This is a genomic window from Sporosarcina sp. resist (assembly GCF_014302295.1).
In the GTDB taxonomy this organism is placed as follows: domain Bacteria; phylum Bacillota; class Bacilli; order Bacillales_A; family Planococcaceae; genus Sporosarcina; species Sporosarcina psychrophila.
This window is the reverse complement of record NZ_CP060287.1, coordinates 1380955-1394796: the sequence shown is the minus strand read 5'-3', so window position 1 is coordinate 1394796 and position 13842 is coordinate 1380955. Positions and strand designations below refer to the sequence as shown.

General features: G+C 38.4%; 10 protein-coding genes and 1 other annotated feature. Of the genes, 3 read left to right on the top strand and 7 right to left on the bottom strand.

Features of this window, described 5'->3' with window-relative positions; genetic code table 11:
• Positions 1-284 precede the first annotated feature (284 nt).
• Entirely contained in the window at positions 285-842 is a 558-nt protein-coding gene (locus H7992_RS06875) for a membrane lipoprotein lipid attachment site-containing protein (RefSeq protein ID WP_187047042.1), read from the top strand.
• 70 nt (positions 843-912) lie between these two features.
• Here H7992_RS06875 and H7992_RS06870 read toward each other — a convergent pair whose 3' ends face one another.
• The 7 genes from H7992_RS06870 to H7992_RS06840 all read right to left on the bottom strand — a co-directional run bounded on the left by H7992_RS06870 (position 913) and on the right by H7992_RS06840 (position 9835).
• Positions 913-1695, bottom strand: a complete 783-nt coding sequence (locus H7992_RS06870; protein ID WP_187047041.1) for a class I SAM-dependent methyltransferase — start codon at positions 1693-1695, stop codon at positions 913-915.
• A 623-nt stretch (positions 1696-2318) separates the two neighbouring features.
• On the bottom strand, positions 2319-2993 hold the full coding sequence (locus H7992_RS06865; RefSeq protein WP_187047040.1) for a hypothetical protein: 675 nt from the start codon (positions 2991-2993) through the stop codon (positions 2319-2321).
• Positions 2994-3414: 421 nt separating this feature from the next.
• Positions 3415-4680 carry a neutral/alkaline non-lysosomal ceramidase N-terminal domain-containing protein gene (locus H7992_RS06860; RefSeq protein WP_187047039.1) on the bottom strand — a complete coding sequence of 422 codons (1266 nt, stop codon included), beginning with the start codon at positions 4678-4680 and terminating at the stop codon, positions 3415-3417.
• Between the two features lie 145 nt (positions 4681-4825).
• Positions 4826-5551, bottom strand: a complete 726-nt coding sequence (locus H7992_RS06855; protein WP_231885780.1) for a class I SAM-dependent methyltransferase — start codon at positions 5549-5551, stop codon at positions 4826-4828.
• 162 nt (positions 5552-5713) lie between these two features.
• Positions 5714-6172 (bottom strand): VOC family protein, encoded by a 459-nt coding sequence (locus H7992_RS06850; protein WP_187047038.1) that lies wholly within the window; start codon positions 6170-6172, stop codon positions 5714-5716.
• Between the two features lie 485 nt (positions 6173-6657).
• Positions 6658-8694, bottom strand: coding sequence for a prolyl oligopeptidase family serine peptidase (locus H7992_RS06845; RefSeq protein ID WP_067213869.1), 2037 nt, complete (start codon positions 8692-8694; stop codon positions 6658-6660).
• Between the two features lie 124 nt (positions 8695-8818).
• Positions 8819-9835, bottom strand: coding sequence for an LLM class flavin-dependent oxidoreductase (locus tag H7992_RS06840; protein ID WP_187047037.1), 1017 nt, complete (start codon positions 9833-9835; stop codon positions 8819-8821).
• 154 nt (positions 9836-9989) lie between these two features.
• Positions 9990-10217, top strand: a binding site (T-box leader).
• A gap of 59 nt (positions 10218-10276) precedes the next feature.
• Here H7992_RS06840 and H7992_RS06835 point away from each other — a divergent pair.
• Together H7992_RS06835 and serA are read left to right on the top strand one after the other, a co-directional pair.
• The gene (locus H7992_RS06835) at positions 10277-11437 is read left to right on the top strand and encodes a pyridoxal-phosphate-dependent aminotransferase family protein (RefSeq protein ID WP_187047036.1); all 1161 of its coding nucleotides are present in this window, start codon (positions 10277-10279) and stop codon (positions 11435-11437) included.
• Positions 11438-13024 (top strand): phosphoglycerate dehydrogenase, encoded by a 1587-nt coding sequence (gene serA, locus H7992_RS06830; RefSeq protein ID WP_187047035.1) that lies wholly within the window; start codon positions 11438-11440, stop codon positions 13022-13024.
• The last annotated feature ends 818 nt before the right edge of the window (positions 13025-13842 follow it).

Sequence of the window (13842 nt, the reverse complement as noted above, 5' to 3'; positions counted from 1 at the left end):
GTTGTTATATCAATGCTTAAGTCGATTTGACAAACTAATTAACAGATCAATACGTACACGAATTGAAGTCACCGCATAAATTTATGCGGTGTTGTTGAAACAAATGCCGATAATGTTGCTAATTGTTCACTTAATATGAAGCGAACTTATTAAATAAATGAAATTTATGTTTAAATATATTTTGAATTTTTAAATTATACATTTAAACAAACTAGCAGGATTCTTGAATGAAGTGAAACCAAAAAGTGGGACAATTCGTCTCATTAAAAAAAGGGGGATAATTGTTGAAAAAAATATTATTGTTTATTTTAGCCACCTTCATTTTGAGCGCTTGCAATCAATTGACTAAAAATTCAAATGAAGCTAGTGTTTCGCGTTCAAAAGAAACCGCTTCTACTGTTCAAACTTTGCCAGAAGATATGCCAAATGACTTCGGGTTCTCTGTTCAGTTTGGTGTGGGAAAAAATAATGAAATCAACACATTTCAAAATACAGTTACCAAAGATTTAATAACGGATGGGACTGCAAAGGCAACTGTAAATTTAACAGATAAGGAAATGGATAAGATTTATAAGAAAATGAAAGAAGTTAATATAGTTGAAAAGAAAACTTTTATACCCGAACCTATAAACGGAACCATTTGCACACAAGAACCACACGAAGAGGATGAATGGAAAATTACCATCAACGGCGAAATCATAACTCATTCTTTTTCAGAGACATACTGTGATCCTACCAACGATGCTAAACAATTAATTGAGTTACGAAATTACGTATTTAGTATAATTAGAAGTAAGGAAGAATATATAGGACTTCCCGAATCCAAAGGGGGATATGAATAGTTAATAAAAAATGGATACTTTTTTACTAACGTTTAATAATTCAACTAAAGTACTGTTAGTGAAAAAAATATTATTCAATCTTTAGCTTTATAGCTCTTGTAGTAATAAAAGTTTTAATATGCTTGTCTAAAATCCTTGTTCCACCGAAGTCATCCTCATAAAAACCTATAATAACAAACCCTGCTTCAATTTGCCCTTGAATTTGATCTTCCAAAGTATGTGCGTATTCTATTGTTTGACTTGATTTTATATAAGCTTGAACTTCATCCTCTTGCAAATAATCCAATGACGATGAAGGTATGGAATATTTCACATCAAGAATACCTTTTCTTTCTTGATTATCATCAAAAATCCATAATAAAGGATTTGTAAATCCTGCAATTAAAATACCTCTATTTTTTAAAACTCTTGAAACTTCCTTCCATACAGGGTTAACATCTTTTACGAATAAGTTAGAAACAGGATTAACAACAATATCAAAATATTCATCTTTAAAGTCACTAAGGTCTGACATATCGCCTTGTACCGTTTTTATAGTTAATCCATCACGTTTAGCTACATATTCATCTTGTTGCAATTGCTTTTTAGATATATCAGTAACTGTTACATCTGCTCCAGCCGCAGCTAAAATAGGTCCTTGTTGCCCTCCACCAGATGCTAAACAAAGTATTTTTAATCCTACTAAAGATTTCGGAAACCAATCTCGTGGAACTGATCTTTCAGTAGTGACAGTAATTTCCCATTCACCAGATTTACTTTTTTCAATGATTTCGCTACTCACAGATTGTGTGTATCTAGACCCCTCTTCAACTTTCTTATCCCAAGCGTTACTGTTTTGTTGTGTTGTGTCCATTGTAATTCCTCCTATTTTGGCTAGGTTGTGGATGGGGCACCTTCTTAAAGTGAATCCGCTACGTTACTTTATTAACAGTAAAAACAATCTCCTGGCAGCCTTGTTTTGCTAAAGTTAGCAATAGGTAAGCATTTGATTCTATTCTCCAGATTTCCCCCTGCTCCGCACGGAACGTGCCAGTTTCCATGCATTCCACAGTTGACACCTACTACTGTGGACAAAAAACACAGATGATTTCTTAGGATAATCATTACATCATATTTGGAATAAATATTTTCATAAACAGGGAGTAGCCTAGAGCACCTACGAATAAGGCAATAAGAATTATTACAATCGGTGTAATTTTTTTCATAGTCCCCCTCCTCGTTTGAATTTTAATAGATAATATTCTGTATTGATACTCTATTGTCATGATCGACTATATTGTGCTCATTCTAGTAATCTGCTCCATTTAGTTCAATAAGGCGTAATAAATATAAGCTGTTTTATATTTACTGATTATTTTCCACACATAAAGGATTTTCTTAAGCTACTTTACTTGAAATAACGCCCCGTTACTTTAAGTACAACTAACTCGTATTGTAAAGATCGTATCCAACACCTTCATCATCGAGTTTTACTTCTTATTTGTTTATTTGAATCCAAAATCCAGCTATATTAATAGCCTTTATATTTTCATTGTTCAATACGATTTGACCCTGTGAAAAAACAAAATACCAATCAAAAGTTAAACCTTGAATTGCATATTTAGTCGCTTGCATTTGAAGCTTGTTATCATTTACAATTTCAACAACTTCTACACATTCCACTACTGAACAATGTATCGCATGTTCCTCAATTAAGTACGTCTCAAATTCGGCTGGGCTTGTGGGAACACGATATATTACAAAAATAAAAATGACTATAAATATAAAAATGACTTTATCTTTTATTGGTGATTTTGTATGCAAAATTAGTCCTATTGCACAAATCAGTGTGATCCATAACACTGATTTAATATCAAAAATAGAAAAAAAGAAAAAGGAATTGATAATTATGAAAGATAAATAACGTTTCAGAACATCATTTTTTGATTTGATGAACAGTATATATATCGAAGCTATTAATATGAGGATAAAAAATGCGAGATTAACAATAACCATTTCTCCCCCTCCTTGTACAGTGCCTGTCTCCATAATTAAAAGACACTGCTGCCGAATTTCCAAAAATCGCTCCTTTTGCTTGAAGAGATCAGACATCACTGCACAACCATCTAAAATCCAACATAGCAATACTAAAATCACTTTTTTATCAAACATGCACACTCCTCTAATGTGTAAGAAAACAGGTTTTTGACCTTTGTTATAAAAAGCGCAAAACAAAGAGGATGCAAACGTGTACAGAACGGATACTGAATATTACGGCTACCAAAGATGGTCGATCAACAATCGTGTCATAGGGCCCAACCACCAGTCTAACTCCAACGTTCACAGTGCATTACAGATTGTCGCACTTGATACGGTAGCACTTATGCGAGATTAATCCTACACTAGTTATTGCACTAGCCTTGCCTTTATTCTAGGAAGAATGGAGTTAATTCCTGATTTACCTACCATATCAATATAATCATTTTGAAGGCTCAGTCTTTTTTGTTATGCAACTTTATAGATTCTAAGCAATATTTAATTTTCATAGGAGTTCAAGTGGAAAAGTTACATTTACTAATAAGCTCAGCATAAATTATTTAGTATTATATAATTCCAACACCTTTTTCACCACCTGTTCAGCAGTATTATCAACTGGGGGCATCCACAAGTCAGTAATCGGTCCATAAATCACTGGATTCACTTCCACCTCATAACCACCGTATGGGTATGCTTCTTTTGTAGGTAAATAGCCAAGATAACCGTTGGTATAACCCCCAAAAAAGGCAAGCTTATTCTTTAGTCTTTTTTGAATGTCAAGAGCTGTTTCAGAAAAGGGCTCCATTGGTATTCCTGAAAATGAACCCTCATTAATTTGAAGTAATTGAATTTCTAAATCAATAGAAAGTTGTTTAATATTTTGTTTATGCAAACCCAAAAGAACCATTAACCATTTATCAGTATTTACACCCCATTGTTCCTCAGCTAATAATGCCATCCTTTTTATAACATCAGGTTCAGGAATATCTTTTAGTTTCATTGACATTTTAGTTGAAACAGTTCTAAGCTTAGAAATAGATTTATAATTAATACTTGGAATCATCGTAAGAACACTACCACTTAAGGCATAAGCTATTTTTCCTAAGGCTTCCTTTGAACCACGATAATTAGCATTAACATTTCCAGCCGCCCCTTGAATAATTATTACAGGACAGTGAAGTGTATTTTGAAGAATATCCCTTGTTAGCCCAGGATAGTCTGCTGATAAAATATCACTATCTCCCTTTAATACATTTGGATGGGCAGTACAAAATACAATTAGACCTTGAAATTTTCCTGTTGTAGGGTGTTTTATTGCTAATACTCCTATTCTGTTATCAACAACCCCATTCACATTTATACCCATCTTCACTTTTCCATCTAATGAAATCTCTCTTCGGTTTACTCCTATTTCACCCATTGTTACATTCCATCCAACCTCAGATGGTTGCATATTCTCATTTGCATGAACAGTAGCTTTTACGACATTTGTAATTAAGCTAGTCTTATAAGATTGAACCATTTGATTATTACTTGCTGTTGCAGGACCAGAATGTGTATGAGTATAAACAACCGTTATATTTTCAAATGGGATTTTCAATTCCTTTACTATTTGTTCACGAATAATTATAGTATCTTTTATTAACATGCCTATGTTATCAATACTAATAATTACGGACTTTGTTTCTTTGCTTTCAAAAATAAAGGCTGTTGCATAAATACGTTCATCAATATTACTTATCCCAGTTGGTCTATGGTATCCAATAAAATCAATACCCAATGGTGGCGTGATATCAACCCTATAAACTCCAACTTTACTCATTTAAATCTCCCCATTAATTCTGTGGTTTTTTATTTTAGGACGTTCCGTTCTTCTTCAACAAACCTGGCCGGTAAGTCAAAAACGTTCCTATTTATCATAGAAACGTCGCGACGTTAATACTAATTTCAGAAATAATTTTCCATCATTACTTTTTGAAAGCTTTTATTATAAATGTTGCAGGCACTAATTGGGCTTTTTGGGTTGAGTACCATCTCGAAGGATTATCTGAAACTTTGTTATCAGATAACTCAACATCATCTAATACTTTTTCAATAGTGAAACCGGATTCGATTAGTGTATTTATATATGTACTTAATTTCCGATGGTGAATAATGACACTATTATGCCACGCTTCATTGTATTCCGGACCTTCGATATTATAAGATTTATTAAAAGTAAACGATGACTCTTCGTAGGTCAAGCGGTCGTGGATAGGGTGTTCCCAACTAAAGATGAAAATACCACCTGGCTTTAGATAGTTATGGATATTTGACAATGTACGTCGTAAATCAACCGTCCACCCTAATGCATAAATTGAGTATGCAATATCAAAGTAATTGCTTGGTAGTCCTGGGTTTTCCTCCATTGGAGACTCTACTAAAGAAACTTTGACTTGTTGGTTACTCAACAATTTAGTAGCTGTTTCTATTTGCTTTGTTGAAAGATCCACCCCCCATAGTTCCTTTGCTCCTTGGTTACCCATATATTGTAATGAATGCCCACTACCACATCCAATATCCAAGACCTTTTGATTTGAAATATCACCAAATAGTCCAAGTCGTTCTTCATTCAAAGAAAATGGTCCATATTCCGGAAGAGCTGCTCTTCCGAAAAAACGTTCTGCTGATTTCTCCCAGCTTTCCTTATTCAATTTCAAAATCTCCTTATTTGCTTCGATGATTACCACTCCCCCTTGATTGTTCACAAATTTAATTTAGTACCAATTTACTTCTGACTATCTAAATTCTACGAAATATTATTATTTCTTTTTCAATCAAATGCCCCTTAAGTTTAACAAGGAAAATAGTTACAATTAGTTATTTTTCCTATTCCAATCTTCTAACGACATCATTTCAAAGTCTTCCTCAAAATCCAACCTTAAAGGGGTAATTAATTCAAGAGAATTACCATCAGGATCTTGAAAATATATTGCTGCATGCGCATTGGGATTATTCGGTAAAACTAGTGGTTGCTTTTCTGGTCGGAATCCAAAGTCAGTCTTTACTGGAATTCCTTTTTGTTCGAGCCATTCTTTGGCAACCTCTATATCATCTATATCAACTTGAAAAGCAATGTGTCTCAATGAAGGATGATATGGTGTTTCAACTTTATCTGTTTCCCACAGCCCTAACCAACTACGTCCTTTCTCAATCCAAAAAAATACTAGTTTCTCTTTTTGATATGCAATTTCTAAATTAAGTTTTTTATAAAACTCTATAGAAGTTTCAAGATTCCTAACAGGTAAATGTGCTTCATATAAACCTTTAATCATCGACATAACTCCCTTTTGGTTAGAATACACTTTTCCCGAAAAAATCACCTCAAATTACTGTCTGAAAATCACTCAATTTCAGACCTGAGGTAAAAAACATTCACTTTATGATCTGGAGACGAAAGATCAAACCAACACCTATGTTGAAGTATTGAATACGGTGTACAAACTGAGCGAAGGCGCCTTACAAGGGGTAGCCGAAGCCCTAAGACTAACGGCGAAGCTGTCTGGCTTAGGGCGGGAGGCATCCCCGAGCGCCGGAGCGGATTCAATGGGATTCTTTATTCCAACTTCTTAACTTATCTCATTGAAAACTTCTCGCTAACACTGTTGCACTTTTTAATCGCAAAATCATAGGAATGGCTATATACAAAAAAAGGGGGACCTATCCGCTATTGCGAATAGGACTGTAATTCCCCAAGCTATTTAGTTATTTTGTCCCCCACCCCAAAAAACCGTTACGATTGTTTCGGTGCTTTTCTAACTTAAATTTCAATCTCCAATGTTTTAAACAAGAACGCATACATATCCGTCTGTTCTTCTATTATTTTAACAGTCGGTTTGCCTAGTCCGTGGCCGGCATTCTTTTCCACCCGCAGAAGGATTGGATTGTTTCCTAGTTGTGCCGCTTGCAATGTCGCTGCAAATTTCGTCGCATGCCACGGCACCACCCGATCATCCGTATCAGCTGTTGTCACAAGTGTCGGTGGATACTCGACGCCTTCTTTGACATTATGAAGCGGAGAATACTTGTACATGAACTCGAAATGTTCCGGATTTGTTTCAGCATTTCCGTAATCGGTCACCCAATAGCGTCCCACAGTAAATTTATGATAGCGCAGCATATCAGTGACAGGAACGAGACAAAGTGCCGCCCCATATAGATCAGGCCGCTGAGTGATGCATGTTGCGACAAGCAATCCACCATTACTTCCGCCCATAATGGCAAGTTTCTTGCTGTTCGTATAGTTTTGTTCAATCAGCCACTCTGCTGCTGCAATGAAGTCATCAAAGACATTTTGCTTTTGCCCCAACGTCCCCGCTTTGTACCATTCCTCACCAAACTCTCCACCGCCACGTAAATTCGCAACCGCATACACGCCGCCCGCCTCAATCCACATACGCTGTGATGGGGAAAAAGCCGGAGTCAAGTTAACATTAAAACCGCCATAACCATATAACAAAACAGGATTATCGCCCGTCAATTTCAACCCTTTTCGATGCGTCAGGAACATCGGAATACGCGTGCCATCTTTGGATGGATAAAACACTTGAGTAGTCTCGAAGCCTGTTGCTACAAATAACTCTGACGTATTAAATACAGTATTCAATTCATCTTTTTCAAAATCATAGCGTGCAATCGTTGTCGGCACCAAATATGATGTATAGCCTATGAACATCGTTGACGCTGTTTTCTTGCCGGTCACGCCTGATAAGGAAATGTAATTAGGAAGAGACACTTCTTTTTGGAACCGTCCGTCCAAATCATAAATACGTAGTTTGTAATGGGCATTATGCAAATAGCATACGACAAACTGCCCGTTAATGATTTTTGCGAATGTAAGGACGTCTTCTTGTTCTGAAATGATGTCAATCCAATGCTCTTTCCCTGGTTTGTCCAAATGAACAGCAATAATTTTTTCTTTCGGTGCATCGTGACTAGTCGTGAAGTAAAAGAGCTTCCCTTCATTTCCTATAAACGAATATTCGCCGTCATCGTCTGCCAATAAATGAACAAATCCTTCATCAGCTTGTTCATCACGATAATAGATACGACTTTTATTTTCTGTTCCTTTCCATACTGATAAAATCAAATAACGATAATCATCAGAGAGTATCGGATTAAAAGATAACTCTTTATCCTCAGTGTCTTCATATGCCAGAATATCCTCTTCTTGGACTGTACCAACCGTGTGCCAGTAAACGCGGTTATAGTTACTCTCATCTTCTGAATCGACCGTCCCAGGTTCAGGGAATCGATTATAATAAAATCCGCTTCCCTCTTCATTCCATGCAATACTGCTAAACTTGCACCATTTGATGACGTCAGCTTCGTCTTTTCCCGTCTGTAAATTGCGGATTCGGATTTCCTGCCAGTCACTTCCGTTCAATGAAACACCGTAGGCTAGGCGATTCCCATCTTTCGTAAACGCAAGATTCGTTATCGCTGCCGTCCCTTCTTCATTCAACGTATTCGGATCTATAATGACCTCAAGTTCATCTGATGATATATCCTTTGTCCGATAAAAGATGGCTTGGTTTTGTAATCCATTATTTTTATGAATATAATAATAGTCCCCTTCTTTTTGCGGAACGGAGTATTTCGGATAATTCCATGATTTCGTTAATTTCTCTTTCACTTTATCCCGTTTCGGATACGTTGCTAAATAGTCTTGGGTTGCTTCATTTTGTTCATCAATCCAATTCTTCACCTCTAAAGTTTCCGGCTTTTCGAGCCAGCGAAAATGATCTGCAATATCAGTACCATGGTAGTTTTCAACAATCGTTTCTGTCTTTGTCATATTGCCCACTTCATTACCCCCTATAAATGTCATCATCTATATTTTACCATATCACCACCTCAATTAAATAACTATTCTAAATAAAAAGCCGCTAACCTAATTAAAGGTTGCGACTTTTATTTATTCAATCCATCATGTCTGCAATTATGCTATACGAACGCATGCGCTCTTCATGACTGTATACTTGCGTATTGATAATTAATTCGTTCGCTCTTGTTTCTTGAATGAAACTTTCAAGCTTGCGTTTAACCGTTTCGGGACTGCCCACAATCGTTGTACGAGGATCGAGCGTTTGCTTAATAGATGCTTGTTGCTGTGGTGACCAATACTCATTGATATTGTCAACTGGTGGTTTTAATTGTGATGGCATTCCCGTAGTGATACCAAGGAATTGAAGTTGCTGTGAAGTCGCCAACCATTGCGCTTTTTCGTCCGTCTCCGCTGCGATGACATTGATACCAAGCATGGCATACGGTTCTTTCAAAAACTTAGATGGCTTAAAGTTTTGATGGTACAACTGTAATGCTTGCAACGTATACGCAGGTGCAAAATGACTCGCGAAAGAAAAAGGTAAGCCTTTCTGTGCTGCAAGTTGTGCACTAAAGCCGCTCGAGCCGAGAAGCCAGATGGGTATATCAAGTCCTTCACCCGGAAAGGCGCGAACACGAGCGGATCTGTCCGGTTCAAAATAAGCTTGAAGTTCGGCTAATTGTTCCGGGAAATCGTCACCAGTACTTTGTAATGTGCGACGCAGTGCATAAGCAGTTGCTTGGTCAGAACCTGGCGCACGCCCAAGTCCCAAATCGATTCTTCCCGGATAGATAGATTCGAGTGTACCAAACTGTTCGGCAATAACAAGTGGTGCATGGTTAGGTAACATAATACCGCCCGAACCTACGCGAATTCGTTTTGTTACGCCTGCAATATGACCTATAAGTACCGATGTTGCGGAACTTCCAATGCCAGGCATATTGTGATGTTCTGCAAACCAGTACCGATTGAAACCTAATTTTTCAGCATGCTGTGCCAATTCCGCACTATTTTTGAAGGACTGTGTTGCATTGCTACCTTCATTTATTGGAGAAAGGTCCAAAACGGAAAGTGGAATCGTATTGAACTTTTTAATTTTATCAGCAACCAAATCTTTTCACTCCTTATTTTGTTCTTATAAGAAAGAATACCGTTCCTGACTAGATTCCTCTACCAATTGGACTCAGAAAAACGTGATTTCGGATAAAATGATGCTTGACATTCAATTTTCATTTGTTATGATTAGTTCTAATTCCATAACTAATCTAACTATTTTGATGGAGACACACTTTATCTACTGAAATCTCAAGAGAGCTGATGGATGGTGCAAATCAGTGATTTCGCAGTAAAGTAGCACTCTGGAATAGATAAACTGAAACGTCTAGTAGGTTTATCCGTCACATGCGCGTTAAGCATGCTAACCAAGACTGTCTATTTTTTCAGACAGTAAAAAGGGTGGTACCGCGTGAGTATTTCAGCTTTTCGCCCCTTACATTTATTTGTAAGGGGAGGAGGGCTTTTTTTTATTCCCAAAATCGAGAGGAGAATGAAGATGTTACAAGATCAAATGCTACTTAGGATTCCAGGACCAAGTCCCATCCCGCCAAGTGTACAACGAGCGATGAGTCAACCAATGATTGGCCACCGAGGACAAGAGACATCGAATATGCTTAAAAATATCGCACCAGGTCTGCAACGGATTTTCGGTACGACACAAGACGTTGTTATTTTAACAGGTAGCGGAACAGCTGGTTTGGAAGCTGCTGTTGTAAATATTGTGAAGCCTGGTGATGAAGTATTAGTCATTGTAACAGGCGCATTCGGCGAGCGTTTCTCAAAAATTTGTGAAGCTTACAATATCACGGTTCAAAGCTTAAATGTCGAATGGGGCGAAGCGCTGAATCCCCTAGAAATTAAACGCTATCTACAAGAGCATCCTGAAATCAAAGCTGTATTTTCTACATATTGCGAGACTTCTACTGGCGTATTAAATCCTATCAAGGAACTCGCACAGGCAGTACGTGAAGTGTCAGATGCATTAATCGTCGTCGATGGTGTTTCCTGTGTTGGCGGTGTTGAGACGAGAATGGATGATTGGGGAATCGATGTCCTGGTGACAGGTTCTCAAAAAGCATTCATGCTACCAGCAGGACTGGCTTTCATCGCAGCAAGTGAACGTGCCTGGACTATCATCGAGAATAACCCACAACCACGCTACTATATGGATTTAGTAAGATATCGTGACAATCTGTTAAAAGATACTACCCCTTTCACACCTGCACTATCTTTGTTATTCGGCTTGGAACAAGTTCTTCAGCTTGTCGATCAAGAAGGAGTCGAACAAGTAAATGCACGACATATTTTGATGATGAACATGACGCGCGCCGCTTTCCGGGCATTAGGTATTCCTTTATTAACAAGTGATAATGATGCCTCTCCTACGGTCACAGCGGTTAAACCGGAAGATTTCGACGCAGAAGCGTTTAGAAAAGTGATTAAACATGAGTTCGGCTTAATCGTAGCAGGCGGCCAACAGCATTTAAGCGGCAAAATATTCCGCATTGGCCATATGGGATACTGTTCTCCCGCAGATGTCCTTCAAACAATCAGTGCGATGGAAATCGGCTTACTCAAAGTCGGCAAAGAAATTGAATTAGGAAAAGGCACTGCCGCTGCACAGCAAGTCTACTTAAACGAAGGAGTGTTGGTCTAAATGACTTTTAATATACTTATTAGCGATCCGTTAAGCGAAGATGGTATTTTTCCATTAAGGCAGGCTGAAGGCTTGAACATCGTCGTTGATACAACTTGCACACCCGCTGAATTAGCGTCTAAAATTCATAACTATGATGCCTTGCTTGTTCGTAGTCAAACACAAGTGACACGCGAAATTATTGAAAAAGCAACGAGGTTAAAAATCATTGGGCGTGCTGGTGTCGGCGTCGACAATATCGATTTAGACGCAGCGACTGAACATGGTATTATCGTTGTCAATGCTCCGGATGGCAACACGAACTCCGCTGCTGAACATACAATTGCAATGCTTATGTCCCTTGCACGCAAAATTCCGCAAGCCTTCAACTCATTAAAAAACCAGCAATGGGACCGTAAGTCATTCATTGGTGTTGAATTAAAAAATAAGACACTCGGTGTAGTAGGTCTTGGTCGTATCGGTGCGGAAGTTGCGGCAAGAGCAAAAGGTCAGCGAATGAATGTCATTGCCTATGATCCTTTCTTAACAGAAGAGAAAGCGAAGAAGATGGGTATTACTGCGGGAACTGTTGAAGAAGTACTAAGAGCAGCAGACTTTATTACTGTTCATACTCCACTTTTGAAAGAAACGCGACATATGATCAATAAAGAAGCCTTTAATTTGATGAAAGACGGCGTTCAAATCATTAACTGCGCACGCGGCGGTATTATCGATGAAGATGCGTTGTATGATGCAATCGTATCGAAGAAAGTTGCAGGAGCTGCACTCGACGTCTTTGAAACGGAACCATTTGTTGGCCATAAACTGCTGACACTTCCTGAAGTCATCGCGACTCCACACTTAGGTGCAAGTACGATTGAAGCGCAAGAAAGCGTTGCGATTGATGTTAGCCGTGATGTAGTCACTTTCTTAAACGGCGGTGCGGTGCAAAATCCAGTCAATCTTCCTTCAGTCTCAAAAGAAGCGCTGGCTAAAGTTGAACCATTCTTTGACTTAGTTGAAAAGTTGGGCGTATTCTTATCTGATTTAGCAGAGGGTGTTATCGAGGAAGTAAATATTTATTACTCAGGGCAGCTTGCTGAATCTGATGTCCGTCCTTTGACACGCAACACGCTAAAAGGCCTGTTGAAGCGCAATCTTGGAAACCATGTCAATGATGTCAACGCCAAGTTTTTGGCAGACCGTATCGGCATCAAGGTTAATGAACATAAAACTTCTACATCGAAAGGTTTTTCAAATTTAGTTACGGTTGAAGTATCGACAACGAATGGAGTAAGACGTGTTGCCGGAACTTTACTGAACGGTTTGGGTGCACGTATTGTCAAAGTCGATGATAATCTTGTCGATGTAAAACCTGATGGCCATTTACTGTTCATTAAACATAAAGACCAACCGGGTGCAATTGGCCGGGTCGGAACATTACTAGCAATCGAAAACATCAACATCGCAACGATGCAAGTTGGCCGATCCACTGTTGGCGGTAATGCAATCATGATGCTATCTGTCGATAACCATGTTGAGAAGGCTAACGTAGAACGTTTGAAAGAGCTTGAAGATATCTTTGACGTTATCGCGATCGATTTGTAAGTACGATTCCGATTTTGTTTGACTTGAATCAAATAAATAAATGGATAGAGTCTTCAGATGACATCTAATTCTCTATCCATTTTTCTTTTAAAGTTCATTGTTATAAAATCCACTTTCACTGGACCACTTCCGGTTCGCTTTCGGCGAACTAATCACGACACATTTACCGTGAGACATGTGTGGCTAGAAGTGACTCCGTCACTTCTAGCCACACTTTTTTCGGTAATCCTGTTGCGAATAGTTGCCTGTCGCTTACCTTCAATGTTCAAGTGAAAAATGCAGTTATGTTTGAAAGAAACGAATAGATGACTTTCTATCGGGATTGTATGTGCCCGAAGATGCAATTTCGGGCACTCTTGCAAGTTGTACAATGTGTTCCTTGCTTACTTCTAGCAAAGAGTATGCATCTAATCTTGTGATATCTTATAGAAAGTGACACTCCTTCACTAATACAAAAGGGAAAACCCTATAGAAAGTTTCAGCCGCCAAAATTGCATCTTTGGCGGCTTTTCTCCAGGTAAGAAGCCAGCTATTCTTTCGTCCAAAAAAGCATCTGCACTTCGTGTGAAGCCACTGAAAAAGCTCTTTTTTATAGTACGAACTAGTTGATTGTAGTGAAGAGCGGCGACTCCAGCGGGAACAGCGCGTGCTGAAGACCCCGCAGGAACGCAGTGACGAGGAGGCTGAAGCCGTGCCCGCGGAAAGCGTCCGCTCGGAACGGAAATCAACGGGATTGAAGGAAATCGTACTTTTTCAGTGCCCTCCTTCATGTACTTATGCATTTTGAGCGCGCCGGATGAAGGGCCACCATACGATTA

What these genes read in the sequence shown, in the direction of transcription:
- H7992_RS06870 (WP_187047041.1), bottom strand. Translation starts at nt 1,695, where the DNA reads ATGGACACAACACAACAAAACAGTAACGCTTGGGATAAGAAAGTTGAA.
- H7992_RS06865 (WP_187047040.1), bottom strand. Translation starts at nt 2,993, where the DNA reads ATGTTTGATAAAAAAGTGATTTTAGTATTGCTATGTTGGATTTTAGAT.
- H7992_RS06860 (WP_187047039.1), bottom strand. Translation starts at nt 4,680, where the DNA reads ATGAGTAAAGTTGGAGTTTATAGGGTTGATATCACGCCACCATTGGGT.
- H7992_RS06850 (WP_187047038.1), bottom strand. Translation starts at nt 6,172, where the DNA reads ATGATTAAAGGTTTATATGAAGCACATTTACCTGTTAGGAATCTTGAA.
- H7992_RS06845 (WP_067213869.1), bottom strand. Translation starts at nt 8,694, where the DNA reads ATGACAAAGACAGAAACGATTGTTGAAAACTACCATGGTACTGATATT.
- H7992_RS06835 (WP_187047036.1), top strand. Translation starts at nt 10,277, where the DNA reads ATGTTACAAGATCAAATGCTACTTAGGATTCCAGGACCAAGTCCCATC.
- serA (WP_187047035.1), top strand. Translation starts at nt 11,438, where the DNA reads ATGACTTTTAATATACTTATTAGCGATCCGTTAAGCGAAGATGGTATT.